This is a genomic window from Mycobacteroides chelonae, from assembly GCF_016767715.1.
In the GTDB taxonomy this organism is placed as follows: Bacteria; Actinomycetota; Actinomycetes; order Mycobacteriales; family Mycobacteriaceae; genus Mycobacterium; species Mycobacterium gwanakae.
In genome coordinates, this window is the sequence record NZ_CP050145.1 from 994,861 (window position 1) to 1,019,381 (window position 24,521).

Genomic DNA, 24,521 nt, shown 5'->3' on the forward strand with positions numbered 1-24,521 from the left:
CTGCTTGGTGCAGCTAGAAAACCCGGTGGCAGTTCGCTCGAGGTGGGCCGTGCGGCCAGTTGACCTGCGATATGCTCGTTTCGTGCGTGAACAGGACTTTCAGCGCGCGCGGACGGACGAAGACAAGCATCGAAGAGCTTCCGCGATGCTTGACGCGGCTCGCTCGCTGGCCAATGAAGTTGGCGTCGCATCGGTGACTTTGACTGCGCTCGCTGATCGGGCAGGTATCCACCACTCCGCGGTCCGCCGCTATTACAGTTCGTATAAGGAAGTCCTTCTTTTGCTCGGGCAGGAGCGCTGGGAGCAATGGGCTTGTCGTGTTTGCGAGCGTCTCGACGCGAAACAAAGCGCCCCGCCCGGCGAGATCGCCAGGATTCTGGCAGCAGAGCTGGCAGCTGATCCGTTGTTCTGCGACCTGTTAACCAACTTGCCTTTACATCTTGAACGTGAAGTGCCCGCCAAGCAAGTGCTGCAATTCCGCGTATCCACTCTCAAATCGATAGAGGCGATCGCACGGGCACTTCGGAGAACGTGTCTCCTATTCGATGACCAGGCAGCCATTGATGTGGTGGCCACGGCGTGCGCACTTGCCGCCATCTTCTGGCAAACCGCGAACCCTCCCGCGGAGCTGGCGGAAGTCCTGGGGTCAGAGAATTTGCCAAGCACCTGGAACATGGATTTTCTTCCGGCGCTCACCAGGGTGTTAAGCGCCACTTGTGTCGGACTGGCCGTACGGTCCGCAGGCGGTCTGTGATATCGAGTCAGCGCATGCGCCGACGGCGGTCTTCTTCGCTCAGGCCGCCCCAGGTGCCATAAGGTTCTTTACCGTCGATGGCGAATAGTCTGCATCTCAGAATGACAGGACAGCTCGCGCAGACTTCCCGCGCTCGTTGTTGGCGCAGGCGCCGCGCACTTCCCCGTTCCCAGTCGGGGTGAAAGAATAGTTCGGGATCGGCATTACGACACAAAGCATCGGCTTGCCATCCGTGATCTTTGATAGCAAACCAGGGTGATATGTTCATGTTGTTCAGACTCCTTGTACTGGACTTGCCATTGATCTCCTCTGGTAGTCGGCTGTCGGCTAGCAAGGTCGGTGTATTGGGCCGACCCTTGACCGAGGAAGAAAGCGATTTTCACTCAATGGTTTTGTCGGGCCGATACGACGCTCACCTGCATCACGGCCAGCCTTTTTCACGCTTTTTCGCCGTAGTAATCGGAAGCTCGGGATGCGCAGTGCTCGAGACTCTCCTTCGCAATACGGCGGCTTTGAGAACGCGCCTGAGGATCGGGCGTGGGCGACACATGGCGCGATATCCCAGTGGATCACCTACATCAGAATACTATGACTATTCCAATAGCCATGCGATCTGTAGACGCTGCGCAACGCTTCATGTTCGGAGATGTTCAGTTGGCGCAGGTTGGGTCGTTTCTGCTACTTGCTCTGGACGACGGTTGGTGGCGCGCCGGTGGCGCCTGCGCGCCCCAATGAGTTCTGTGGGGCGCGTGTGAGTGGGCGGCGGGGAGGTGGGTGCTCTGGAGGACTTGAACCTCGACCATCTATCCCGACCGCCGCATCCCGCTGACCATTGGCGTCATGTGCGCGCGCCATGATGCGATTTTGGCCGCGGCGCGGCACTGGATTGGGACACGGGTTGACCGTCCGGCGCGATGATGTGGAGGCTGCCGGCCCGGGGTGCCGAAAGCTGCAGTATGCAACTGTTGCATACTCCGATGATGACCGGAGTCTGCTCGTCTGCGCTCGGCATTGCCGCGTCTGTGCAAATCTGGCTGGGACGGTGGCGCCACGGTGGGATGCTGATGGTGACAACGGCGCTAGGCGTTGGTGCCATCACAGGCTTGGGGGCGGTCGGATTCCGTTGGCTGATAATCTTTTTCACCCGATTGTTCACCGGAGTCGAGGACTACTCAGCTTTGGGGCGAGTGCCGAGCGCGCAGTGGCCGGCGCTGGGCTTGTGGTTTCTGTTGTTATCCCCGATGGTCGCGGGAGCTATTTATGGACCCATCGTGCATCATTTTGCGCCGGAGGCTCGTGGTCACGGGGTACCGGAGGTGATGTTCGCCGTCGCCCGCGGTGGAGGTCGGATCGCGCCGCAGGTCACGATCGTCAAGGCATTGGCCTCAGCGTTGTGTATTGGTGGCGGTGGGTCGGTAGGACGAGAAGGGCCGATCGTCCAAATTGGTGCCGCGGCGGGCTCAGCGGTGGGGCAGGTGCTGCGCCTCGATGGTCGGCGATTGCAGCTTTTGCTCGCTTGCGGTGCTGCAGGAGGTATTTCGGCCACTTTCAATGCTCCGCTGGCGGGGGTGTTCTTTGCTCTCGAGCTGATCTTGTGCAGCCTGGATGCCGAGTCCGCCGGGGTAGTCCTGCTTTCAAGTGTGGCAGCAGCAGTGGTAGGACGCGCCCTCATGGGCGATCATCCATTCCTGTCGCTACCAGGATTCAGTGTGCAGCGCCCGTTCGAGTATCTGCTCTACGGACTGCTCGGTGTCGGCGCCGGTGTGGTGGCCGCTGCCTTCTCGAAGGTTCTGTATTGGGTAGAGGACGCCTGTGACTGGATCTGGCGCGGGCCTCAATGGGCGCGACCGGCCGTCGGCGGAGTCGTCCTTGGCGCCTTGCTGGTCGCGCTGCCACAAATGTATGGAGTGGGCTATCCGGTCCTGCGCAATGCCGTCAGCGGACACTATGCGATCACCATGTTGGTGGTGCTCCTGCTCGGCAAGATCTTCGCGACGAGTCTGACCATCGGCATCGGCGGCTCCGGCGGCATCTTCGCCCCTACGCTATTCATTGGCGCGATGGCTGGCAGTGCCTTCGGTCAGACGATTCACCAGCTGGACCCGGCGCTGAGTGTGGTTGCCAGTTCCTATGCCTTGATAGGCATGGGAGCACTGCTGGGCGGTGCGACCGGCGCCCCGATCACCGCGGTAGTGACGTTGTTCGAGCTGACCGGCCAATACTCGATCATTCTTCCCCTGATGATCGCGGTCTCCTTAGCCACCTTCACAGCCCGCATGCTCGGTGAGCACACCATCTACACCGCCAAACTGTGGCGCCGCGGCATCACACTGAATGACACCGCTGGCCGTCACCTCTAGCCAGCGCAGGCGCCGCGTTTGAATAGAAGGTGGCAGAACAGATCTCGTGACGCCTACTGGCGGGGTACTTCTGGGGCATTGGCCGTGGGCCAGGGGATGTCCCGAGCGCTAGGAAACTCGCGGTGTAGCTCGTCGATGAGCCGGTGCGCTTCGTACAGGTCTTTTCGCAACGCTATGAGATGACGGCGTCGATGTCTGGCTGCGGTGGGCCTGACGGGAGCATTCCGGCGCTCAGTCTCGACGATCGATTGAGATACCTCGTTGACATGCTCGTAGAGCGAAGTCAGTAGCACGTGCGCCTGTGCGGCAGAACGATCCTCGATCATCGGGTGTTCGTTACATGTGCTCGCGTTGATCCGGAGCGGGATTTCATTTCGCGTGTTGTCGTGGGTGTTTACCTGCTAGCGGAACATTCGCTTGAGCGCCCACAGCTCGGCATCTAGCGCGGCTATGCCGTGCCGAATCGCGGCGATATCTTCAGGACTCATCTGCTGGGGACTGAGGTAGGCGCGGCGCCCTTCTATGCCGACAGCGCTACCTTCGAGTATGCCGGCAAGGGCTCGGCCCGGGGCGGAGTTCGGCGCTGTCTCTGGGTTGGGGGTGCTTTGTTTAGCGGGCATGAGGTGGCCTTTCGTATAGGTGAACGGATGGACTCCGGCGGTGGGTCAAGCGTCGTTGAGCTTGTTGACTTGTTTTGTTAAATCGTGCTGTGACAATGGTTTTTTGGCGGTGTTTATGACGCCGCCTTCGGTGATGAAGGCGTATGCAGGTGACTGGGTGATACCGAAGCGGCTCGATATGTTCGTGCTGGTGTCGATGACCTGTGTGAACTCCATGGGGTGATTGCGTATAAACGCCCGCAGATCTGTAGCACTGGCTTTGATTCCGACCCCGACGAAGGTGATGCCTGGATGCTTGGCGGCCGCGGCTCGCACGATCGTGGCCTGTGACTTACACGCGGCGCAGGAAGGTTCCCAGAACCACAACACGGTCGGCTTGCCCCACAAGTCTTCTCCGGAAAACCCGCCTCCGTCCAGTGATTGGGCGATGAACTGCAGCTGCCAGGGCACCAGCGGCTCTGCGGTCAGTGTTGATGCGTGCGGGTTAGCCGCGGGCAGCTGCTGGGACGTAAACAGTGTGCGGGCAGGCGAGCATCCGGTTGCGAGAATTACGATGGCGACGAGAGTTATTGCGCTGTTTTTCAAGGTGATTCAGCTTTCCTAGCTAGTTCTAGACTTATCGTGCGATGAGCTAGCGTTGGGCAATCACCGCCCGTTCGATCTCTGAAACAGGTAGGTCGCGGTGCGCAGGTCGCAGGTAGCGCTGCAAATATTCTGCTGCGCCCACATGTAGAAGCAGATCCCAGTCGTACTCGGCGAGAAACTCTGCGACTTGTTCTGGATGTAGACCGAAGTGCCACAACTGTTGTTGTGTCACAAATTCGTCGTATCCAGCGCGCGCACCGTACATGGCGAACCCGTCCACAAATGCTTTACGCAGGAAGGTGAACGCTAAGCGGCTCCCCGGTGCCAACGCGAGCATGTGCCGCAGCGTGCGTCGCACAGTAGCTTCAGTCAGATACATCGACACGGCTTCCCAGATCACAAACGCGCGCATATCCAGGTCAAATCCACTGTCCGACAGACATTTCGTCATGTTCTCGGTTGCTAGGTCGGCAGCAACATATGTCGCATGTCGGGGGATGTATCCGAAACGACGCGCCGCCACCTGCTGCTTACGGATGCTGTTGGCTGGCAGATCGACCTCCCAGACCGGGACACCGGTCAACTGCGGTATCCGGTACAAACGCGTATCGAACCCGCCGCCCAGGATGATCACCGCATCAAGTCCGTCGGCAAGGGCCTCGATGAGCTGCTCATCGATGTACCGCTTGCGGCATAGCACGCCAGCCCACCCGCCGCAGATCTTCTTCTCCGTTGCGGCAATCATCGCCCGCCGCACCGGTGCCCGGCGTGTGGCCAGAGCTTTCAGATGTAACGCGGGAGGCAGCAGACGAATCGCGTACGGGTCGATGATCAGCGGTGAGCTCTCGTACTGCTCGGTGGCCAGGACCGAGGCAGAACCGTAGACGCCGTATCCCACCGCCGAACTCATAGGCGCCCTCAGCTCTCTGATCGGTCGACTCAATAACGCCGACCAGGCTTCCCGGCACACCACCGCATTCCTCACACGGCAGCGCTCACCCAGATCAGAGCAACGCAGGCGATGTGTCCCTATCGCATCTGGCGTCACCATCAGCACTCGGTTCTGGCCGCTGCGCCGTGAATGCAGCCGCCAGATACGGTAGCAGTATGCAATACTTTTTGTAGGTTATCTTTAGTGAAATCAGTGCTGGCCTGGGCGGACTGAGTGAAACCGCGTGGGTATCGATGAATTCGGAGGCGCAGGCTTGTCGCATTCGCCCGCTCCCGCAGCCCACATATTTGCGCGGCAGATCTCGGCCTTCCTGCAGCGACAGTGCCGCCTCGCCGCGGTCGGCGTGCTTGCCGGGGCGACCGCATGTTCATCCCAATCCGCTCCCCTCAGCGGCCTGACAACCAATACCGTTGACAAAGAGCACCATTCGGTGACGCAGCTCGCAGCCAGTCGGCCGCAGGTTCAGAAGGCAGTGGTCGATTACCTGGAGAAGACAGTCAACGCGCTACCGATCGGGAGCTATCTCGATGGCGGCGCCATGCCGGTGGGCGGCCGCACTACGGCCTGTGTGGGCGCCAACGCCGCTAGCCCGGCGGTGCGCTTCGAGGTCTCCATGGCGGTCATGACATCGCCGCAGATGCAAGCGAACCAAATTGCCTCCAGAACGCAGGCCCTGTGGCGCAGCTGGGGTGCGCAGGTCAACGAGGACCCAAGCGCCGCGGGGTGGTCGGCGGACACGGCGGGCTATCGCCTCCATATCGCCGCTGATGCCGGAGCCCCACAACCGACGGTGTCTGTGGCATCGATCTGCTTCCCCGATGACCCGATCCTGCGGGATCTGCCTTTTCCCGGCATCATCAGCCACTCGGCCTGACGCCGACACCTTGACGGCCCGTGCACAAGGCGCGAAACCGGCCGGGGGCGCTGGCGGGCCTCTCCGTCGCACCAGGTAATACCCGCCAGCGCCCTGTACCGGCCACGCATCCATACGTCGCGTCAGCGCGCGGCCAGAGGCATACACTAGCACTATGCAATAGTTACCGTGCGGTATTGTATTGCTCGGCTGGGTGTTGATGGGCTGCCCTGAAAGGGAGACGGTGTGACTGTTGACGAGGCAGATCTAGCGGAATCGCTTGATGCCCTTACAGATTCGCTGCTGGTCGCCTCGCGGCTGCTGTTGGCGATCTCTGCGCGATCGATCGCGGAGGTAGATGAGACGATCACGTTTCCGCAATTTCGCACTTTGGTGATCTTGTCCAATGAGGGCCCGATCAACTTGGCCGCCTTGGCTCAGTTGTTAGGGGTTCAGCCGTCTACGACGGGCCGGATGGTCGATCGTTTGGTCAACGTTGGAATGATCGATCGACGGCCGCACCCGCGCTCACGCCGAGAATTGGTGGTCGAGTTGACCGCTCACGGCGAAGGCGTGGTTCAGGAGGTCACGGCGCGCCGACGGGCTGTCATCGCTGAGATTGCCGGCAAGATGGCGCCGCGGGAGCGTCGCGGCTTGGTGCGGGCGTTGAGTGCGTTCACCGCTGCTGGCGGCGAGCCCTCCGCTTCTGCTGGCCTGTAGGTGCCTCGATGCGTCACTTCATTGGGCAGCTCTCACTTCTTCATGGATGGCTGCCTGTGCTGGCCCAACTATTCACGGCAGCAGTGCTTTTCGCAGTGCTAGCAAGCCGCACGCAACGCAGGGGCGCAGCCATGCTCTGGGGTGCTGTGGTCGGTGTGATGCTGGCTGCGACGGCGTATTGGTATCTCGGGTCGATAGGTGTTGCCGGCGACCCGGCACCGCTGCAACTGTGGTTATGGATCGCTGGCGCAGGCCTGGTGTCGGTGCTCGCGGCCTGCTGGCGTGGGGTGTGGTGGCGGCGCGCACTGGCGGTCGTGGCGATACCACTGTGTGTTGTGTCTGCGGGCCTGTCGGTGAATGCGTGGATCGGATACCTGCCCACGGTGCATGCGGCGTGGAGCCGACTCACGCTGTCCCCGGTTCCAGGTCAGGTCGACCGCGGCACGGTATTGGCCATGCAACTGGCAGGGGTGCAGCCAGCTTCCGGTGTTATCACACCAGTCACGATTCCTGTTGGCGCGTCCGGTTTTAGCCATCGCACCGAGCTGGTGTACCTGCCGCCGGCATGGTTTGGCCACGACCCGGCACCGCACCTTCCTGTTGTCCTGATGATCGGCTCGGCCTTGAACAGCCCCGCGGACTGGGTGTGGGCGGGCCATGCTGCCCAAACTGCAGATGATTTCGCTGCCCGGCATGGTGGAAATGCCCCCGTCCTGGTGTTCGCCGATGCCACCGGGGCGTTCAACAACGACACCGAGTGCGTCAACGGCAGCCGCGGCAACGCGGCCGATCATCTCGTGAACGAGGTCGTGCCCTACATCGTGTCGAACTTCCGCACCAGCGCGGATCGACATAACTGGGGTGTTGCCGGCTGGTCGATGGGTGGTACTTGCGCGCTGGATCTGACCGTGATGCACCCCGAAACTTTCACCGCGTTTGTCGATATCGCCGGGGACGCAAGCCCGAACACCGGCGACAAAGCCCACAGCATCGCAGCGCTGTTCGGCGGTGACAGCCAGGAATGGTCGCGATTCGATCCGGCCACCGTCATCAGCCGCCACGGGCGCTATCACGCGGTGGCAGGCTGGTTTGACATTCCCGGAGGGGCGGGGCGCCGACTGCTCACCGCCACAGGGATCGGGTCGGTAAGCGACAGCCCGCACGACGGCGTCGCGAACCTCGAGGGCCAGGATGTTGCCGCCAATTCGTTGTGCCAGCAAGCCAGTAGCCACGGCATCCGCTGTGCCGTGTCAACCCGACCGGGCCGACACGACTGGCCTTTTGCCGCGCAGGCGTTCGATGCAGCCTTTCCATGGTTGGCGGGCAGGCTCGGCACTCCCCGGGTACTACGGATCGCCCTGCCCGGTCTAGCACCCGAATCTACTGTCACCGCGCAAGCCTCAGCCCCCATCGACCCACACGGTTGGAGATAGACCAGCACACAACGCTATTCAACACATCACAAGCTTCGTCTCTAACGAACGAGGAGCCGCCATGCAGATCGTCAAAAATGTTTCGCTGCCTTCGGGCCTGACTCGCGCTGTCTTCCGGATGCCGATCTACCTTTATCGGTTGAAACTCGGATGGATATTTGGGCAGCGGCTGCTGCTGCTCAACCACACCGGGCGTATCAGTGGCAAGCCCAGGCGCACCGTGCTGGAAGTCGCTGAACGCGACTCCGATCACGACAGCTACGTCGTGGCTTCGGGCTGGGGCGCTAAAGCTGCTTGGTATCAGAACATCCTGGCCGCACCCGAGGTGAGCATCCAGGTAGGCACCCGGGTACTTCCCGTGATGGCCCTTCCTCTCAGTAAAGACGAAAGCGGTGAGGTATTCGTGCGTTACGCAGCCAAACACCGCCGCGCAGCCCAATACATGCTGCCGCGCGTCCTAGGAATATCTGTTGACGGCTCGGAGGCAGACTTCCGGGAGGCTGGGCAAAAGATGCCGTTCGTGCGGTTCGTTCCCCGACCTGACTAGCTGTGGAACAACTGCCTGGCACGACCTAAGCTAGTTAGCTGCGATGTGCAGAGACTAGCCAGGCCAGTAGTTGCGCAAGCGCCAAACAATGAATGTAGCTAGCTGTCAGATCATGGGGCAGGCAGTGAAACACCAGCCCGTCGATAGCCGGGTCGAAACGGTCGCTGTATCCGATATCGGAGGTTAGGTCTACGGGTGTCGAATGCAGTGTTCAATCCAAGAACATTGTGCTGGTTTCGTTTACGAGTGGCTCCTGGCGTGGACGTTGTCGAAGATCAGTTGCAGTGTGCCCACGGTGCGGGCGACCAGGGGTGAGCGGCTGAACTATCGGCTCACATGGGTGATCAGTGCTTGTAGGCGTTCTTGCGATGGGCTGCCGGGTTCGGGTGTCATGATGACGAGCTGTTGGTTGGGATCAGTTGCGCAGGTGAAGGTTTCCCAATCGAGGGTGAGGTCGCCGACGACTGGATGGGATAGGTTCTTCAGCCCACTCGTGCGGCGGGCGACGTCATGGGCAGCCCACCATTTTCGGAAGTCGAGATCATTTACGGAAAGCTCGCCTACTAGCTCGGCCAGGCGCGGATCGTGCGGATATTGGGCCGCGTCCATTCGCAGAAACCCTACGCACGTGTTCACGACACTGTCCCAGTCGGCGAACATTGCCCGTATTGACGGATCGAGGAAGGCGAGTAGTACGAGATTGCGGCGTGCAGGGGGGATCTGCGAGAAGTCGGTGTACAGCGCGGCTGCTGTTGCGTTCCAGGCCAGAACGTCCATGAACCGTCCCACAACAAATGCAGGGTTTTGGGTCAACTGATCCAAGAGCCACTGCAGTTGTGGGCGGACCTTCTGGGTTGCCCTGCGTCGCGGTCGCGGTGGCGGGTTACCGGCCAGGTCATGGAGGTATGCGCGTTCGTCATCGTTGAGGTGCAGCGCCTGGGCCAGTGCGGCGAGCACCGACTGTGATGCGGCCAGCCTGCCTTGTTCCAGCCTCCGGTAAGTAATCAGCGCTGATCGCTGCTAAGTCGGCGACCTCTTCGCGCCGTAACCCGGGCACGCGCCGCGCGTTGGTGGACTCCGGTAGCCCGACCATCGATGGGCTCAGGCCGGCACGGCGCGCCCGTAGGAACTTGCCGAGCTCACCCCATCGTGGGTCTTCCGTCATACCGCATTCTGGCATCGCCTGGGCGCTTTTTGCCTAGGCAGAATTTCTCCCCTGTTGTAACCCCGCTGTCTGGCAGATGCTGGTGCCCGCGTGGGTGGGATGCGTGAAACGGTAGGCAGCCCCACCAGCAAGACGTTGCATGCCGAGGCGACCCTGATGGCAACGCGCACTGGCGCGCAGACACCAGATCATGAACTTCTCCAGGCCAACGATGACACAGAAGAACAATCGACCACTCGTATAAAGGAGAATCCATTGACATCGGTCAAGAGTGCGGTCACGTTCCGCAATGGTCCCATCACTATGGCGGCCAACCTGTTTGTGCCAAGTGACCTCGATCCGCAAGGCAGCTATGCGGCGGTGGTTATTGTGCATCCCGGCGGTGGGGTCAAAGATCAGACTGCGAGCTTGTACGCCGAGAGACTAGCTGAGCACGGCTTTGTCGCGCTGGCCGCGGACGCGTCCTACCAGGGTGACAGCAGCGGCGAGCCCCGCTCCTTGGAGGACCCGGGTGCCCGCGTCGAGGACGCCCGGGCCGGGGTGGACTACCTGCAGTCCCTGGACTACGTCGATGCCGACCGGATTGGTGCGTGGGGAATCTGTGCCGGTGGCGGGTACGCCGTCAACGCCACCATGACCGATCACCGCATCAAAGCAGTGGGTATGGTCAGCGGGGCTAATATCGGCACGTCGTGGCGCCGCGGTTGGTACGGCACTGGAGTGGATTCCGATGTGCTGCCCACTCTGGAGGCAGCGGCGCAGTACCGTACCGCCGAGGTAGCGGGCGCCGAAGTGACCTTCGCCCCGTTCTTTCCGGAGGAGATCGACGAGAACACCCTGCCTGACCTGGTGCAGGCTAATGACTATTACCTGACGCCGCGCGGGACGCACCCGAACGTTACGAATCGGTACCCGCTGTCAAGGAGCCTGTCGAAAATCGTCGGGTTCGATGCCTTCTATCTAGTCGAGGTCTTGCTTACCCAGCCGATCCTGATAGTCGCTGGGAGCAAAGCAGGTTCGTTGTGGAACAGCACCGAGTTGCATTCGCGGGCACGCAGCGACAAGAAGCTGGTGATCGTCGATGGTGCTACCCACATGGACTTCTATGACGTGCCCAAGTACGTCGATATCGCTATCGCTGAGGCTGTTCCGTTCTTCCAGAAACATCTCGCTGCATAAGCCTGACACCCCCGGCGGAGGATTATCAGAATGATCAGAAGCAGAGGACCCCGAATATGACATAAACCGATCAGATGCCTGATGAACAAGGCGAGACATACCGTCAGTTCGTAGATTTTTTCGCCAGACCTGCACGGACCGATATTCTCCGGACGCCTGACGAGTACGGGATGGCCTATGAGGATGTCACGTTTCCCGCCACGGACGGGACCGAAATCAAAGGCTGGTTCATTCCGGCGGATTCTGACCGTCTCATCATCATGAACCACTTTCTAAACGGCAATCGTTATGGGTACCCGGGGCACAAGATCCCGAATGACCTTGTTGGATTCGAAGTCAACTATGTTCAGCAGCATAAGACGCTGCACGACGCCGGTTACAACATCCTGGCCTATGATCTACGGAACATGGGTCAGAGCGGTACCGCTAATGACGGGCGGGCCGGCGGCGGTCAATTCGAGTATCGGGATGTCATCGGCTCATTGCGCTACGCTAAATCAAGAGACGATACGGCGCATATGAAAACCGGGCTGTTCAGCATCTGCTACGGATGCAATTCCACATTTCATGCCATCGACAAACATCCTGAAGAGTTTCAGCACGTCAAGGCACTCCTTGGCCTCCAGCCTGCCTCTCTCGGGGCGATGCTGGAACGCGCAGCTGAAAACTTAGGTATCGACAAGGAAGCGGCGCGCAGTCTTGCCGCAAGCAGAATGTTGGAAAAAACGGGCTTTAGCCTGAATCAGTTGTCGCCGATTGACGCTGCGAAATCGGTCTTTCTGCCGACATTGTTAGTCCAGGTTCACGACGATGCCATGACGTACCCGTCTGACGTTCAGGCGATGCACGACAATGTTGCCGCCGCTGATAAGAAGCTGTTCTGGATCGAGGGCACCACTAACCGCTTCGATGGCTACACCTATTTCAACGACCATCCAGAACTACTGCTGGAGTGGTTCGACAGTCACATCGACAAATAAGCGTGTAGCTCGCGCCTGTGCGTAGGACCGCAATGTGCGCGCACGTAGTTCGCAAATCCGTTGGAAGGCACTGCATACGGCACTTGTCCGTCTTCCAGGTGATCCTGGTCGCTGCGCGCATAGCCGGTGCGTAGACCTTGATGCACACCACCGGGCCTGCCGCCGTAGCGGGGAGCCCGACGCGTGAGGCAGTTCGGTTTGATCCGGCAGCACGCGCGTGATCGGTCGCGCAGGAGGGGTCAGGTAGAGGGGGACTGATCGCTTGACCGGCAACCGATGTCGAACCGCCCGTCAACGCTATCGCGTTGAGCAGCAGCGGGAACAGTTGCACCACCACGATGTCCGGAACCTGCAGCCATCGCAGGCGTGGACACTGATGCTGCCGCCAGCTCGACGTGCTGAAGCAGCTTGATGCGCGGGCAGTCATGGGTCGGTAGGCTGTAATCATCTTTTCGGAATGAGCAGCGCCTCATTTCGAGGGAGTAACTGACCGTGAGAGCATCGCTAGCGACAGTCGATGCGGGTGCAGGAACCATGTCTGTGCCTGCCGTACCCCCGTGTGGCCCTAGCGAACACCGGCTTCAAGCCTGGGTCGTGCCGGTCAACATATCGTGGCGCGAGTTCGCATCGGTCTTCAGTGGCATACCGGGTAGCTCTGAGCGGAATCCACCGCATCGACGCCGACTGTGTTCACGCTCATTGGTATTTGACCAGACAGAAAGAGCACCGACCATGAAAAGAGTCTTACCGGCAACCTTAGCAATGGCGATCACGCTAGCGGTGGTGTTGGCGCCAGGATCTACTGCCCGCGCCGGGCCTATCGAAGACCCCGAGGGGATCATCAACAGCCTCAAGGCAAATGGATATCGGGTGATTGTCACCAGGGTCGGATCCGACCATCCGTCCCAGTGCACCGTGCAGTCGGTATCTCAGCAGTCGGCTGTGACGAATGTGCAGCCGGGGCGGAACATGCGCAATCAGCCCACCTCGCTACCCACCGTCAGCCACAAGATCGCCTACGTGACGCTGGCGTGCTAACGACAGACACATGCACACACGTATCGACAGCGTTAGTGTGCCGACTTAAACGCATTTGCCCTAGCTCGACAACGAATATGCCGCCGATTCCTCACGATCGAGAGATCTTCACGGCACGCTATGGCGCCTTGCGGACCGCCTATTGGTCCAGCCGGGAGTCATCCCCTCAGACCAAATGCTTCGAAGTCTGCTTCTCTTACACTCCAACATAATCGGCACCAAAATCTGGACCGCTCACGAACTCGCCCACGCGCTTCCGGCGTGTACGGCATCGACTAGCCGCCCCAACCCTGATTCCAGCAATGGTGGTAAGCGGTCGACGCTGCCGATAGCAACCCAGCAGTGGCCGGATCGGCTAAGGTAAAACCCGGTGTGCCGGGAAGTCTGGTCGGCGATCGTATTTGCCTACCAGAAATGAGGTGCCTGCAGTGCGTTCTGCGGCAGCCGGGACCGCGATAGGCCCGATGGTCATCGTGGCAGCAGAACAGCACGAAACCCTGCCACTACTTGTCGACCCATGGGCCGCCAGGCTCTTACCCCCCGCCGTGCGGTTGGCCGCCGCGAGCACCCGCTGGGCGCCGCTGCGCGGCGCCATAATCGCCGCAGCTGAAAAGAAGATCCCCGGTATCTGGGCTGCTATAGCGTGCCGTAAACGCTATATTGACGACCGACTGCTGGCTGCCTTCGACGAGGGCATCGACGCGGTCCTGATCCTGGGCGCAGGCTTTGACAGCCGCGCCTGCCGCCTGCCGCAACTGGCACATATCCCAGTCTGGGAGGTCGACTTACCTGACAACATTGCCGCCAAAAGCAAGGCGCTGCAACGCTGTTTCGGCAGCCCACCAGACAATATCCGGCTCACCGCTGTGGACTTTGAAACCGACGATCTGGCTGATGCCTTGCGCCGCGACGGGTTCGAGCCTGGCATGCGCACGTTCATCATCTGGGAGGCAGTGACCCAGTACCTGACCGAGTGGGCGGTGCGGCAAACACTGAGTCATCTGTGCGACCCCGGGCCCGGCAGTCATCTCGCACTGACCTACGTGCGCAAGGACTTTCTGGACGGACACGAGATGTATGGAGCCGAGGCGGGCCATCACGAACTCGTCGTGGCCAAACAACTGTGGCGGTTCGGCCTTGAGCCCGAACAGACTGTGGGATTCTTCGCCGAATACGGATGGCAGGAATACGGCCAAGCCGGTAGCGATGAATACAGCCACCTCTACGTGCGACCGTGCGGGCGGGCCATGGACATATCACCTATCGAACGCTCTCTGGCTGCACGCCGATGAAATGCACCATCCTCGCCGCGCTACTGACCATAGCAATCGGTGCGTGCAGTTGTAGCCGCAACCAACACCAAGTCAATGATCGCGACGCGCAACGATCGACAGTCATTGCCGAACCGAGTGTTCCGTGGCAACTGGACTTCACCGCGCGCACACTCGACGGGACTCCATTGGCCGGCGCCAGCCTGTACGGCAAGCCCGCGGTCTTATGGTTTTGGGCGCCGCAGCAGCCAGAGGCCGGGCAGCAGGCTGCACTCCTGCAAGCCGCTGCAGCCCGCAACAGCGACATCGCCTTTGTCGGGATCGCTCGGACTCGTCCGCGACCGGTCACCGAATTCGACGGGCAACACCAAATGGCCTTCACCCAGATCGTCGATCCGGACGCAGCCATCGCAATGAGATTCGGGATCACGACCCGACCCGCCTACGTGTTCATCACCGCACACGGCCAGGTCACCACCGCCAAAAAGCCGCTAAGTCAACACGACCTGCGAACCCACCTCGAACGCCTCGCCAACGACTAAGCCGCCAAGCCAGATACCATCCACGATTGCTGGATGGGGCCAACCATGGCGTCCGGCTTACGGCCCCACTGGCGCCAACCGTGCCCGCAGCATCCCCGGCACGATCATCGCGGCCCGCGGCCCGCAGCGATGAGCTGAGCACCACCGGGCTCAGTACAGCCGACATCTCGACCATCCGGTGGCCAGCACCACGGCGGAGTCGAAAAAGTGTCTGAATCCGTCATGAATTATGTTGCGCTGAACAATGTTTCGCTACGACGGTGGGTTCTGTTCGTGCCAGCGCTCAAGCGGGGTCGGGAATTGGTCCATGAGGAACGTATAGAAGGCGTGCATCCGGGCCAGCCGGTGGTGTGCCAACCCGCCGGGTGACGTCGCGGCCAGCCCTTCTCGTGTGACAGTCAGCACTGCGGCGGTGGCATGGTTTTGGTTGGTGTACTGGTTCGCCCAGGCGTTTTCGCACAGCCGGAAGTGGTCGCGGCGTTACCCAGGGACGGCACCCGTTCTGCCAGAACCACTTCGGTGAGCATACGCAGCGCTGTGGAGATAGCGCCGACGCTAGCATGCAGCTGCTCGGCTAGCTCTCCCATGGTGATGGTGCGCTGCTCAGTGAACAGCAGGGCAGCGGCGTGCGGGCGGTCATGCGCTGCAGCCCATGGTCAGAGAGTACAAGCGCCATCGTTTAGGGGCCGGCAGGAATTCCCGTGCCAGGTTCCGCCATCGCGCACCCCAAAGTCTTCTGCGATTACTGAAAATTCAGTATCCTGTTCAATGGTGTTCCGGGAAGCCTGGTCGGAGATGGAGTTGTCCGTTTCTGCAGTGCCCGGTGAACCTGGTGTGCTGCAGCTTTCTTGAAAGGCTATGCACCGCCTCATGACTTTCGCTTTAGGCAATGACGCCGCGTGTTCGGTGGGTACAGACGTGATCTGCGTGCGTGGGCTCACCTTCACGTATCCGAAGAGTCCAGAGCCCGCGATCCGGGGGATGGACTTTTCTGTGGGGCCCGGGGAGATATTCGGGTTCCTCGGGCCCAGTGGAGCCGGGAAATCCACGACGCAGAAACTGTTGATCGGATTGCTGCGCGGGCACGGCGGACACGTGGCGGTGTGGGGGAAGGACCCGCAGCAATGGGGGCCGCAGTATTACCAGCGCATCGGTGTGTCCTTCGAGCTGCCTAATCACTATCACAAGCTCACCGGCGTCGAGAACCTGCAGTTTTTCGCCTCCTTGTATGCAGGCAAGACCCGCGCGGCGGCGGAGCTGCTCGAGGCGGTGGGGCTGTCCGATGCCGCCGACATCCGGGTGGGCAAATACTCCAAAGGAATGCAGATGCGACTGACATTCGCCCGCTCTCTCATCAACGACCCTGAATTACTGTTCCTGGACGAGCCGACCTCGGGTCTGGACCCGGTCAACGCACGCATCGTCAAAGACATCATCTTGAGTTTAAAAGCACAGGGCCGCACCATATTCTTGACCACACACGACATGAACACCGCAGATGAACTCTGCGACCGGGTGGCATTCGTTGCCGATGGCCGCATCGCAGCACTGGACACACCGACCGAGCTGAGAGTCGCACGAAGCCGTCGCATGGTCCGCATCACCTACCGCGGCAACGGCGGGATACTACAGAGCGTTGAGTTCGGGATTGACGGACTAGCAGATGACCCGCAGTTCCACGAGCTCGCACGCGGCCGCCATATCGAGACCATCCACAGCACCGAGGCCAGCCTGGACGACGTATTCGCCGAAGTCACCGGAAAGCAGCTCGCATGAGCCGGCTGGCCCGCGCTGTGCGGCTAGAGCTCACCTTGCAGGTGCGCCAGAAATTTCTGCACGCCGGGATCTTCTCCGGTTTGATCTGGCTGGCGGTGCTACTTCCGATGCCCGCCTCACTGCGCCCCGTTGCCGAACCCTACGTCCTGATTGGGGATATCGCGATTATTGGGTTCTTCTTCATTGGAGGCACCGTCTTTTTTGAGAAGCAAGAACGCACCCTGAGCGCCCTGGTCTGCACACCGCTTCGCTTCGCCGAATACCTGGCGGCTAAACTCGTTGTACTGGTCTCGATTTCACTTGCTGTGGCGATCGCGGTGACCACCCTCGTGCGCGGCGCGCATTGCCGGCTCGCTCTGATGGGCGTCGGTGTGGTCTTGGGTACGCTGCTGATGCTGCTCACCGGGTTCATCACCTCACTGCCGTTCACATCGGTGACCGACTGGTTCATGATCACCGTCATACCGCTGGCTTTCATGCTGATACCGCCCGTGGTGCACTACAGCGGTCTGTGGCCCAACCCTGTGCTTTACCTGATACCCACCCAGGGGCCACTGATGTTGCTGGGGGCTGCCTTCCATCAAATAGAAGTGACACCATGGCAATTGGCATACGCGCTAAGCTACCCACTTGTCTGCATCGCAGCCCTGTGGATACTCGCCCGGCGCTCATTTATCCGGTACATCATCGAACGGCCCGGTGAATAGTCATCATGAAAATCGCTGTGGTATATACATTTCCGCGAATCAACACAAAAGCGCTAGCCGCCTTCGCTCGCAACGACCTACGCGGCACCTACCGTGACCCGCTGCTGGTAATGTTGGTCATCGCTCCGGTCCTATGGACCAGCGGAGTAGCGCTGCTGACCCCGCTGTTCACCCGGATGCTCAACGACAAGTACGGCTTCGATCTGGTTCCCTACTACCCGCTGGTGCTCACCGGGTTCTTACTGCTGACCAGCATCATCGTGCCCGGCGGGCTGGCGGCATTCCTAGTCCTGGACGAGATCGACGCCGGAACCCTGACCGCACTGCGGGTGACGCCGGTGCCGCTGGCGACATTCTTCGGGTACCGGGCCGCGACAGTTGCAGCAATCACCACGATCTACGTGGTCGCCACTATGTCCCTGAGCGGCATACCGGCCCCGGGCCTGACGTTCTCACTCATACCCATCGGCATGCTTGCGGGCATGTCGGCCGTCGTCACCTTGCTGCTTATTATCACCGTGGCCAACAACAAGATTCAGGGGCTGGCCATGCTACGGGCACTGGGCATGCTCATCGCGGGCTTACCGTGCCTGCCCTGGTTCATCAGCTCCGGCTGGAACCTCGCCTTCGGGATATTGCCTCCGTACTGGGCGGCCAAGGCCTACTGGGCGGCCGGCGAGCACGACACCTGGTGGCCCTACTTGCTGGCCGGTGCCCTCTACAACAGCGCCATCGGGTGGCTACTCCTGCGACGATTCCTAGCCAAACACAACTAGTAACCCAATTGGCGTAGCGACAAGCCTTCACGCACTCGGCGGCTCGTTGCAGATCGGCGGGTTGACGCACAATGCTATTCGCGCGAGACCGCCCATCGAGCGGGGTGACGCCAAGTCAACCTGGAGGCAATCGGTCCCGGCCGAACTCGACCTGCTTGACCAGCGGGCCCATCGCGGTATGTGCGATGTGCCCTGGTGGGGTGCCGAAGGTCGAGAGGTTGCCTGCGGTGGGCCGCATGGGACCGCGCACGCTGTCGGTATGGGTGGTGGGAGCCGAGTGGCAGGCGCCCACCGCCCGGCCAACCGAACTCGACATGCACGGGCCCCGTTTCGTCGCGGGCGGTGATGATTTCGCAGAAGCCAAGACGCGCGACAGCGTCACCCGGCTACGCAAACACCTGGCCTACGCCGAAGAACTCGACCGCGTCTTCACCACACGCGCCCAGGACGGCCACGGGGGCTAGTAGCGGTTATTCCTGGGAAGGCCGAGCCTGGTGTCGGACCGCAGGCCACCGTGGTGCTGATGCTGTGGCGAACTATTCCGCATTGGGTAAGGGGTCCTCTTACTTAGGAAGTCAACGCACAGTTGGATGGGTAGTGTCCGGGCCCTGTTTCTCCTTTGTTTACCGTTCTGTTATGTGAGCCTCTTAGACATTCCACCTGTACCCCGAAGGGGTAGCGGGTAATCGCTGTGAAGTGCCACTGCGGGTTCCTGGGATAGGCCTTCCGAATAAGACAACTGAGAGGCAATGCCGCCACATGCTGAAAAGCCTTGTCACCCTTACTGCTGCCTGTATTTTCGGCGCGACCGCACCGTTGGCCTTGGCCGATCCGCCAGGGGGTGAACCGCTGCCCGATAGCGTCCCAGCCGCCGCGGCGGCTGCCCCCGCTCCAGCCCCGGCTCCTCCTGTTGATAGCGGTGCTGTTGCGTCGGGCGAGCCGGGCACGCTGCGCACGAGGGACGGATGGATCCTGGCGGTTGCCGCCAAGGATGAAACCCAGCTGCCTGTCGCGCCGCTGACCACGGCGCTGTCCTCGCGTGAGTATCTGGTGGGCGGGACGTTCATCGGAGCTATCAAAGGCTCGGGCACGACGAAACTGACCGATGGCGTCCTTGAGGCCGGATACCAAATCGGTTGTGGCATAAGCGCAGCCGAGGTCGACTTGAGATTTGGTGGCAACATCACACCGCAGATCAGCCCCGCGGGCGCGCCCAGCGTCGGTGCCGGTGTCTTCGCCCAGATCCGACCCACCCTCAAGCCAGGGACGGCGACCATCATCCCGGTCACCAAGATGGCCTTCGAAGAGGAGACCTCCGCCCGCGTCACGATCAACGCGTTCCGCATCAAGATCGACAGCTGCGTGGGCCAATCCTTCATCCGTTCGTACGCGGTACTGACCAGCTCGACCGAGGACACCCAGGATGTGGTCACCTACATGGGTGTCACCAAGGCCGTCTGAAATCTTAAGCCCTGCAATCTTTCTCAACATTCCCTTGATAAGCCCGAGAGGCCCAGAACATCATGCTCAAGACTCTTGCTGCACTCACTGCCGCGTGTACGTTCGCAGCCACCGCGCCGCTTGCATTAGCCGATCCTGAACCCATTCCGGCGCCCGCGCCTGCGGCGGCAGAAGGTCCGGTGCCTCCGCTGCCTCCTGCCGACGGTGAGCCCGGTCCACCACCTGATAACGGCATCGTCGGCTCGGAGCCGCCGAGCGTCGTCACAACACCTGACGGTTGGGTATTGACGCTGGCCGCCGAGGAGGAGACCCAGCTGCCGATCCCGCCGCTGACAACCGCCCTGTCCTCACGCGAATACCTGGCCGGAGGCACCTTCACCGCCACGGTCAAGGGCAGCGGCAGCACCAAACCTAAAGGCGGAACAATAGAGGCGGGCTACCAGATCGGCTGTGGTATCGAGCTGAACTCCGTGCGGCTTACCGGCAGCATCGGCCTAGGGTCCTCGATAGGACAGTCCGGGCTCGGCAACATCAGCATGCCACTGGTCGGCAACGTCGAGGTCAGGCCTAAGCCCGGCGAAGTCATCAACGTCTCGGTGACCAAGAAGAAATTCAAAGGCAAGCAGACCCGTGTCACGCTCAAGGACGTACATATCAAGATCGATAGCTGCGTGGGACAGTCGTTCCTGCGCTCCTATGCGGTACTGACCAGCAAGAGCAGCGGCACCGAAGACATCGTCGCCTACTACGGAGTCACCAAGACCGTCTAACCCGGACCGCAGGAAGGTGCACCCATACCCATGATGCTTCCCGCTCTTTCAACCGTAAGGTTCGGGGTTGCCGCAGCGATCGCAGCTGCTGCTCTGGTCGCCTCCGCGGCTACCTGTGAGGCTGACCCCGGGCCGGATACACCGGAGCAGCCGACGGCGCCAGCCAGACCGCCAGGCTTGCCGGAACCTCCGCCACCGTCCCAGATCGGAAATCCACTGGCCATGGCCGGTACCGAACAGGGCCCCGGGGGCGTACCAACCAACCTAAGCATCGCAGGGGATCCGAGTCTGCTGGGTCAGAACGTGGCGCCAGCTGCCCCCGGCGGCACCGGCCCGGTCACGGTCCCGGGCGCTAACGCCCTCAACAACCAGTATTTGCTGCCACAGAACCTTACGCCAGCGGAACCTGGCAAGGGGGAAATCTTCGGGGTCGCGCCCGGCGAGGAGACCGCCGATATTTCCGGAGGCGACTACCTGCGACGGCTCTGGCATCAACACCAAGACGGCCAGCTCGGAGGCGGGCTGCTGGGCCGCCGCCCCAAAGAAGAGCTAAACCAACCTCTACCCGGAACCGCACCGCCGCCCGGAACCCGGATCCCAGGCTTGGGCGACGACGCACACGGGCCCGCCCCAGAACAATGGCACTGGACCCCGCCCGAACAACCTGCAGGCGTTCCTTCGGCAGCTCCGACCGCGACACCTGATGCGGGACATCCCTGAGCAGACCCCGCTTCTTCGCGGAACGTCCCTACCTCACTGGCATCAGCCCAACCGAAACCCGTGTTCGATTGGGCTGAAAGGCATCTGACACAGGACAGGACAACCGATTGATAAGACACGGAGTCATCGGCTATCAGAGCGGATGTCGATGCGAGGATTGCCAGACAGCTGAAGCCAGTCGAGTCCGCCGGATCGCAGAAGCTGAGCGCCTACGTTGGCGCGCCCTTGAGCAGACAGCCGACGCAGCCGCTGCAAAACGCAGAACCGGCCTTTCAGATGACGACGGCACCCACACCCATCAGCGATGGACAGTGTCAGAAATCAGTGTCGCCCTGAACCAATCACTAAACCACGAACAAGTCGCCCATCTTACGGGCCGTACAACAAAAGCCGTGCGCCGTATGCGACAAAAACTCAACCCCCGGTTCTGATTCAACGCACCTAGGTGGCCGCGGATATTGCAGATCCGCAGTGCGCGAACTGCGCCAGAACCTGGTCGGCCGGGCCTGCTCTACCGGGCGAGGTCGGCGGCGAGTTGTTGTATGCGATCGGTGATGTCGTCGCGGATTAGTCGCATGCGTTCGATACCGTCGATGCCGCGTTCGGAGGGTTCGTCGGTGTCCCAGTATTCGACGTTAACTCCTTCGGCTGCTGTGAGTTTGGCTTCCTGACCCAGAATGATGACGCGATCGACATTACGCAGCAGCTCAGAATCGATGGGCTTGGGGTGTTCGCTGCGGATGTCCACTCCCACTTCCAGCAGTGATTCGGCGGATAGTTGGTTGATGGCTTCGCCGGGTTCAGTGCCCGCCGAGTAGGTGTTGATGCGCTCTCCGGCTTCTTTGTGCATGAGCCCGGCCGCCATTTGAGACTTGCCGCCGTTACGGCGGCATATGAACAGCACCGAGGGTTTTTCGTTTGACACTGTGGATTCACTCCTTGAGGGATGTGTGAAATACGTTGTGCAGTAACAGAAATAGAGTCTCGCCCGACTGTTACTGGGTTGCGGTCACGCCCAGTTCGGTCAGCAGGGTGCGGACATGCTGTTCGATCTCGTCGCGGATGGGGCGGGTGGCATCGGCGGATTGTCCGGCGGGGTCGGGCAGGTTCCAGTTCTCGTAGCGTTTCCCGGGAAAGACTGGGCAGGCGTCTCCGCAGCCCATGGTGATCACGACGTCGGCGCCTTGCACGATTTCGTCGGTCCACGGCTTGGGGTATTCGCCGGTGATATCGATGCCTGCCTCACGCATCACTTCGATAGCGGCGGGGCTGATTTCACAGCCCGGCTCGCTTCCGCCGGACCAGGCCACGGCCTGATCGCCGGCCAGGTGGTTGAAGAACCCCAGCGCCATCTGGGAGCGGCCGGCGTTGTGGGTGCATAGGAACAGCACGGTGGGTTTGCCGTCGTTGACTTTGCCTTCGACCCGGGCCAGCGCGTGCAGGCGTTGGCGGGCGAGCCGTTCGGCCAGCAGCGGCAGAAAATTGGGAACTGTTGCCCTGCCTGCGAATTGTTCGTAGGACGAGTGCAGGAACTGTTCAATGGTGTCAGCGCCGAAGGTTCCGGAAAACTCGGTCTCTAAGCGGGTCGAGGCGGTGTGCAGGGCGTGGCGCTGATCGATTGACAGGTCGGGATGTGTGCGGTGGGTCGCGGTGCTGTCGGTCATGGGTTATTCCGTCACATTCGTCATCGGGGCAGGGGCAGGGGCAGGGGTGAATCGGCGCCGCAGTGCCAGCGATACGTAGACGAGTGCGACGAGTACGGGCACTTCGATGAGGGGGCCGACGACGCCGGCGAGGGCTTGTCCGGACGTGGCGCCGTAGGTGGCGATCGCCACGGCGATGGCGAGTTCGAAGTTGTTCCCGGCCGCGGTGAACGCCAGTGTTGTGGTGCGGGCATAGCCGAGTTTCATGGTGGCACCGAGGAGGTATCCGCCGCCCCACATGATGGCGAAGTACGCGAGCAGTGGGAGTGCGATGCGGGCCACATCCCAGGGCTTGGCGATGATCTGATCGCCTTGCAGGGCAAAAAGAATCACGATCGTGAACAACAACCCATACAGCGCCCACGGCCCGATCACGGGCAGGAACTTCGACTCGTACCAGGCCTGGCCCTTGGTCTTCTCGCCGAGGCGCCGCGACAGGTACCCGGCGAGCAGCGGAAAGCCTAGGAAGATCAGCACGGATTTGGCGATCTGCCACGGCGAGGTGCTGATCTCGGTTTGAGGCAGGTGCAGCCAACCGGGCAGCACCGACAGGTAGAACCAGCCCAACACGGCGAACATCAACACCTGAAACACCGAATTAAGTGCCACCAGCACGGCGGCCGCCTCGCCGTCCCCACACGCTAGGTCGTTCCAGATGATCACCATGGCAATGCAGCGGGCCAGGCCGACGATGATCAGGCCGGTACGGTACTCGGGCAGATCCGGCAGCAGCAGCCACGCCAGCGCGAACATCAGCGCAGGCCCGAGCACCCAATTCAACACCAGAGAGCCGATCAGCAGCTTGCGATCGCCAGTGACGGTGTCGAGGCGGTCGTAACGGACTTTGGCCAGTACCGGGTACATCATGATCAGCAGCCCGATCGCGATCGGCAGCGAAATGCCGTCGACCTGAACCTTTTCCAGTGCCGTGTTCAGGCCGGGGACGCCTCGGCCCAGCAGCAACCCCGCGGCCATCGCCACACCGATCCACACCGGCAAGAACCGGTCCAGAGTCGAGAGCTTGCCTGCCGCCGTAGGTGACGCAGCAGGGGGCGTTGCCTGGGTCATCGGGTCGCGCAGCACGAGGAAGGCGCCTCGTCAGCTTCGGTGTTTTGAGTGGAATCATCAGTGTCAGTGGCCTCGACATGATCACAGGCGCACGCCTCACCCTGGCCGAGCAGTTCCGGGGTGGTACCGAAGGTCTCCGAATCGGCCAACACCGTGTAGATCTCCCACTTCTCGGCATCGGGTGCGGTGACCCACACCTTGTCCTGAGTGGCGAAACAGCACGTCGTCCCGATCTCTTCCTCGGTGAACATCCCCGCATCGGTAAGGCGGGCGATCTCCGCATGCACCTGCTCACTGGACTCGACCTGAACCCCCAGATGGTTGACGGTGCCGCCGCGGCCGGGGTTCTCCAAAAGCACCAGCTTCAACGGCGGCTCATCAATCGCAAAGTTCGCATAGCCCGGTTTACGCTTGGCCGGTTCGACGCCAAAGAGCTTGGAATAGAACTTGATTGATTCATCGAGTTCATCGACATTAAGCGCAAGCTGTATACGGGACACGGGTCCACCTCCGAAGGAATGAGATATTCATCGAACTAGTC

The 24,521-nt window shown here is 61.1% G+C and carries 28 protein-coding genes and 1 pseudogene; 18 read left to right on the forward strand and 11 right to left on the reverse strand.

Features of this window, described 5'->3' with window-relative positions; translation table 11 throughout:
* The first annotated feature begins 82 nt into the window (after positions 1-82).
* Entirely contained in the window at positions 83-754 is a 672-nt protein-coding gene (locus HBA99_RS04870) for a TetR/AcrR family transcriptional regulator (RefSeq protein WP_070951480.1), read from the forward strand.
* A gap of 7 nt (positions 755-761) precedes the next feature.
* Here HBA99_RS04870 and HBA99_RS04875 read toward each other — a convergent pair whose 3' ends face one another.
* Positions 762-1,022 carry a WhiB family transcriptional regulator gene (locus HBA99_RS04875; RefSeq protein ID WP_081347616.1) on the reverse strand — a complete coding sequence of 87 codons (261 nt, stop codon included), beginning with the start codon at positions 1,020-1,022 and terminating at the stop codon, positions 762-764.
* Between the two features lie 688 nt (positions 1,023-1,710).
* On the opposite strand from HBA99_RS04875, the gene HBA99_RS04880 reads away from it, so the two are divergent.
* Positions 1,711-3,114 (forward strand): chloride channel protein, encoded by a 1,404-nt coding sequence (locus HBA99_RS04880; RefSeq protein ID WP_234798048.1) that lies wholly within the window; start codon positions 1,711-1,713, stop codon positions 3,112-3,114.
* A gap of 53 nt (positions 3,115-3,167) precedes the next feature.
* On the opposite strand, the gene HBA99_RS04885 is transcribed toward HBA99_RS04880, so the two are convergent.
* From HBA99_RS04885 to HBA99_RS04900, 4 genes are all read right to left on the reverse strand, one after another.
* Entirely contained in the window at positions 3,168-3,440 is a 273-nt protein-coding gene (locus HBA99_RS04885) for a hypothetical protein (RefSeq protein WP_081347615.1), read from the reverse strand.
* 75 nt (positions 3,441-3,515) lie between these two features.
* Positions 3,516-3,734 carry a hypothetical protein gene (locus HBA99_RS04890; protein WP_030094434.1) on the reverse strand — a complete coding sequence of 73 codons (219 nt, stop codon included), beginning with the start codon at positions 3,732-3,734 and terminating at the stop codon, positions 3,516-3,518.
* Positions 3,735-3,779: 45 nt separating this feature from the next.
* Positions 3,780-4,184 carry a redoxin domain-containing protein gene (locus tag HBA99_RS04895; RefSeq protein ID WP_199253007.1) on the reverse strand — a complete coding sequence of 135 codons (405 nt, stop codon included), beginning with the start codon at positions 4,182-4,184 and terminating at the stop codon, positions 3,780-3,782.
* A gap of 181 nt (positions 4,185-4,365) precedes the next feature.
* The gene (locus HBA99_RS04900; RefSeq protein ID WP_064393395.1) at positions 4,366-5,229 is read right to left on the reverse strand and encodes an SAM-dependent methyltransferase; all 864 of its coding nucleotides are present in this window, start codon (positions 5,227-5,229) and stop codon (positions 4,366-4,368) included.
* 265 nt (positions 5,230-5,494) lie between these two features.
* On the opposite strand from HBA99_RS04900, the gene HBA99_RS04905 reads away from it, so the two are divergent.
* From HBA99_RS04905 to HBA99_RS04920, 4 genes are all read left to right on the forward strand, one after another.
* Complete coding sequence (locus HBA99_RS04905) at positions 5,495-6,145, forward strand: hypothetical protein (protein WP_057966290.1); 651 nt, start codon at positions 5,495-5,497, stop codon at positions 6,143-6,145.
* Positions 6,146-6,370: 225 nt separating this feature from the next.
* Positions 6,371-6,844: a MarR family winged helix-turn-helix transcriptional regulator gene (locus HBA99_RS04910; RefSeq protein ID WP_057966291.1), complete on the forward strand. Its 474-nt coding sequence runs from the start codon at positions 6,371-6,373 to the stop codon at positions 6,842-6,844.
* 8 nt (positions 6,845-6,852) lie between these two features.
* Positions 6,853-8,277: an alpha/beta hydrolase gene (locus tag HBA99_RS04915; protein WP_064393397.1), complete on the forward strand. Its 1,425-nt coding sequence runs from the start codon at positions 6,853-6,855 to the stop codon at positions 8,275-8,277.
* Between the two features lie 61 nt (positions 8,278-8,338).
* Entirely contained in the window at positions 8,339-8,824 is a 486-nt protein-coding gene (locus tag HBA99_RS04920; RefSeq protein WP_064393399.1) for a nitroreductase family deazaflavin-dependent oxidoreductase, read from the forward strand.
* A gap of 324 nt (positions 8,825-9,148) precedes the next feature.
* Here the strand turns inward: HBA99_RS04920 and HBA99_RS04930 are convergent, their stop codons facing one another.
* Positions 9,149-9,781, reverse strand: a complete 633-nt coding sequence (locus HBA99_RS04930; protein ID WP_337251449.1) for an MmyB family transcriptional regulator — start codon at positions 9,779-9,781, stop codon at positions 9,149-9,151.
* Between the two features lie 307 nt (positions 9,782-10,088).
* On the opposite strand from HBA99_RS04930, the gene HBA99_RS04935 reads away from it, so the two are divergent.
* The 5 genes from HBA99_RS04935 (at position 10,089) to HBA99_RS04955 (ending at position 14,999) form a co-directional block, all read left to right on the forward strand.
* A complete protein-coding gene (locus HBA99_RS04935; protein ID WP_232783350.1) occupies positions 10,089-11,168 on the forward strand; it encodes an alpha/beta hydrolase in 1,080 nt (359 codons plus the stop codon).
* A 74-nt stretch (positions 11,169-11,242) separates the two neighbouring features.
* Complete coding sequence (locus tag HBA99_RS04940; RefSeq protein ID WP_064393402.1) at positions 11,243-12,148, forward strand: alpha/beta hydrolase; 906 nt, start codon at positions 11,243-11,245, stop codon at positions 12,146-12,148.
* A 762-nt stretch (positions 12,149-12,910) separates the two neighbouring features.
* Positions 12,911-13,186, forward strand: a complete 276-nt coding sequence (locus HBA99_RS04945; protein ID WP_109394729.1) for a hypothetical protein — start codon at positions 12,911-12,913, stop codon at positions 13,184-13,186.
* Between the two features lie 428 nt (positions 13,187-13,614).
* Positions 13,615-14,478, forward strand: coding sequence for an SAM-dependent methyltransferase (locus HBA99_RS04950; protein ID WP_225421994.1), 864 nt, complete (start codon positions 13,615-13,617; stop codon positions 14,476-14,478).
* Positions 14,475-14,999 (forward strand): redoxin domain-containing protein, encoded by a 525-nt coding sequence (locus HBA99_RS04955; RefSeq protein WP_081252210.1) that lies wholly within the window; start codon positions 14,475-14,477, stop codon positions 14,997-14,999. The genes HBA99_RS04950 and HBA99_RS04955 overlap by 4 nt, the downstream gene beginning before the upstream one ends.
* A 252-nt stretch (positions 15,000-15,251) precedes the next feature.
* On the opposite strand, the pseudogene HBA99_RS24985 reads toward HBA99_RS04955, so the two are convergent.
* Positions 15,252-15,675: pseudogene (locus HBA99_RS24985) on the reverse strand (GbsR/MarR family transcriptional regulator).
* Between the two features lie 194 nt (positions 15,676-15,869).
* Between HBA99_RS24985 and HBA99_RS04965 the strand changes: the two are divergent.
* The 7 genes from HBA99_RS04965 to HBA99_RS04995 all read left to right on the forward strand — a co-directional run bounded on the left by HBA99_RS04965 (position 15,870) and on the right by HBA99_RS04995 (position 21,209).
* On the forward strand, positions 15,870-16,775 hold the full coding sequence (locus HBA99_RS04965; protein WP_070951477.1) for an ABC transporter ATP-binding protein: 906 nt from the start codon (positions 15,870-15,872) through the stop codon (positions 16,773-16,775).
* Positions 16,772-17,482: a fluoroquinolone export ABC transporter permease subunit gene (locus tag HBA99_RS04970; protein ID WP_070951476.1), complete on the forward strand. Its 711-nt coding sequence runs from the start codon at positions 16,772-16,774 to the stop codon at positions 17,480-17,482. The genes HBA99_RS04965 and HBA99_RS04970 overlap by 4 nt, the downstream gene beginning before the upstream one ends.
* Before the next feature lie 17 nt (positions 17,483-17,499).
* Positions 17,500-18,258 (forward strand): ABC transporter permease, encoded by a 759-nt coding sequence (locus HBA99_RS04975; RefSeq protein WP_235732349.1) that lies wholly within the window; start codon positions 17,500-17,502, stop codon positions 18,256-18,258.
* Positions 18,259-18,458: 200 nt separating this feature from the next.
* Positions 18,459-18,722 (forward strand): hypothetical protein, encoded by a 264-nt coding sequence (locus tag HBA99_RS04980; RefSeq protein ID WP_165615218.1) that lies wholly within the window; start codon positions 18,459-18,461, stop codon positions 18,720-18,722.
* 295 nt (positions 18,723-19,017) lie between these two features.
* Complete coding sequence (locus HBA99_RS04985) at positions 19,018-19,719, forward strand: MspA family porin (protein ID WP_070951473.1); 702 nt, start codon at positions 19,018-19,020, stop codon at positions 19,717-19,719.
* Between the two features lie 62 nt (positions 19,720-19,781).
* A complete protein-coding gene (locus HBA99_RS04990; protein ID WP_070951472.1) occupies positions 19,782-20,489 on the forward strand; it encodes an MspA family porin in 708 nt (235 codons plus the stop codon).
* A 177-nt stretch (positions 20,490-20,666) separates the two neighbouring features.
* Complete coding sequence (locus HBA99_RS04995; RefSeq protein ID WP_220096906.1) at positions 20,667-21,209, forward strand: hypothetical protein; 543 nt, start codon at positions 20,667-20,669, stop codon at positions 21,207-21,209.
* 511 nt (positions 21,210-21,720) lie between these two features.
* Here HBA99_RS04995 and HBA99_RS05000 read toward each other — a convergent pair.
* The 4 genes from HBA99_RS05000 to HBA99_RS05015 form a co-directional block, all read right to left on the reverse strand.
* Positions 21,721-22,134 carry an arsenate-mycothiol transferase ArsC gene (locus tag HBA99_RS05000; protein ID WP_078362915.1) on the reverse strand — a complete coding sequence of 138 codons (414 nt, stop codon included), beginning with the start codon at positions 22,132-22,134 and terminating at the stop codon, positions 21,721-21,723.
* A gap of 70 nt (positions 22,135-22,204) precedes the next feature.
* Positions 22,205-22,873, reverse strand: coding sequence for an arsenate reductase ArsC (locus HBA99_RS05005; protein ID WP_070951470.1), 669 nt, complete (start codon positions 22,871-22,873; stop codon positions 22,205-22,207).
* 3 nt (positions 22,874-22,876) lie between these two features.
* Positions 22,877-23,980 (reverse strand): ACR3 family arsenite efflux transporter, encoded by a 1,104-nt coding sequence (gene arsB, locus HBA99_RS05010; RefSeq protein WP_070952330.1) that lies wholly within the window; start codon positions 23,978-23,980, stop codon positions 22,877-22,879.
* On the reverse strand, positions 23,977-24,480 hold the full coding sequence (locus HBA99_RS05015) for an ArsI/CadI family heavy metal resistance metalloenzyme (RefSeq protein ID WP_070951469.1): 504 nt from the start codon (positions 24,478-24,480) through the stop codon (positions 23,977-23,979). The genes arsB and HBA99_RS05015 overlap by 4 nt, the downstream gene beginning before the upstream one ends.
* Positions 24,481-24,521 lie beyond the last annotated feature (41 nt).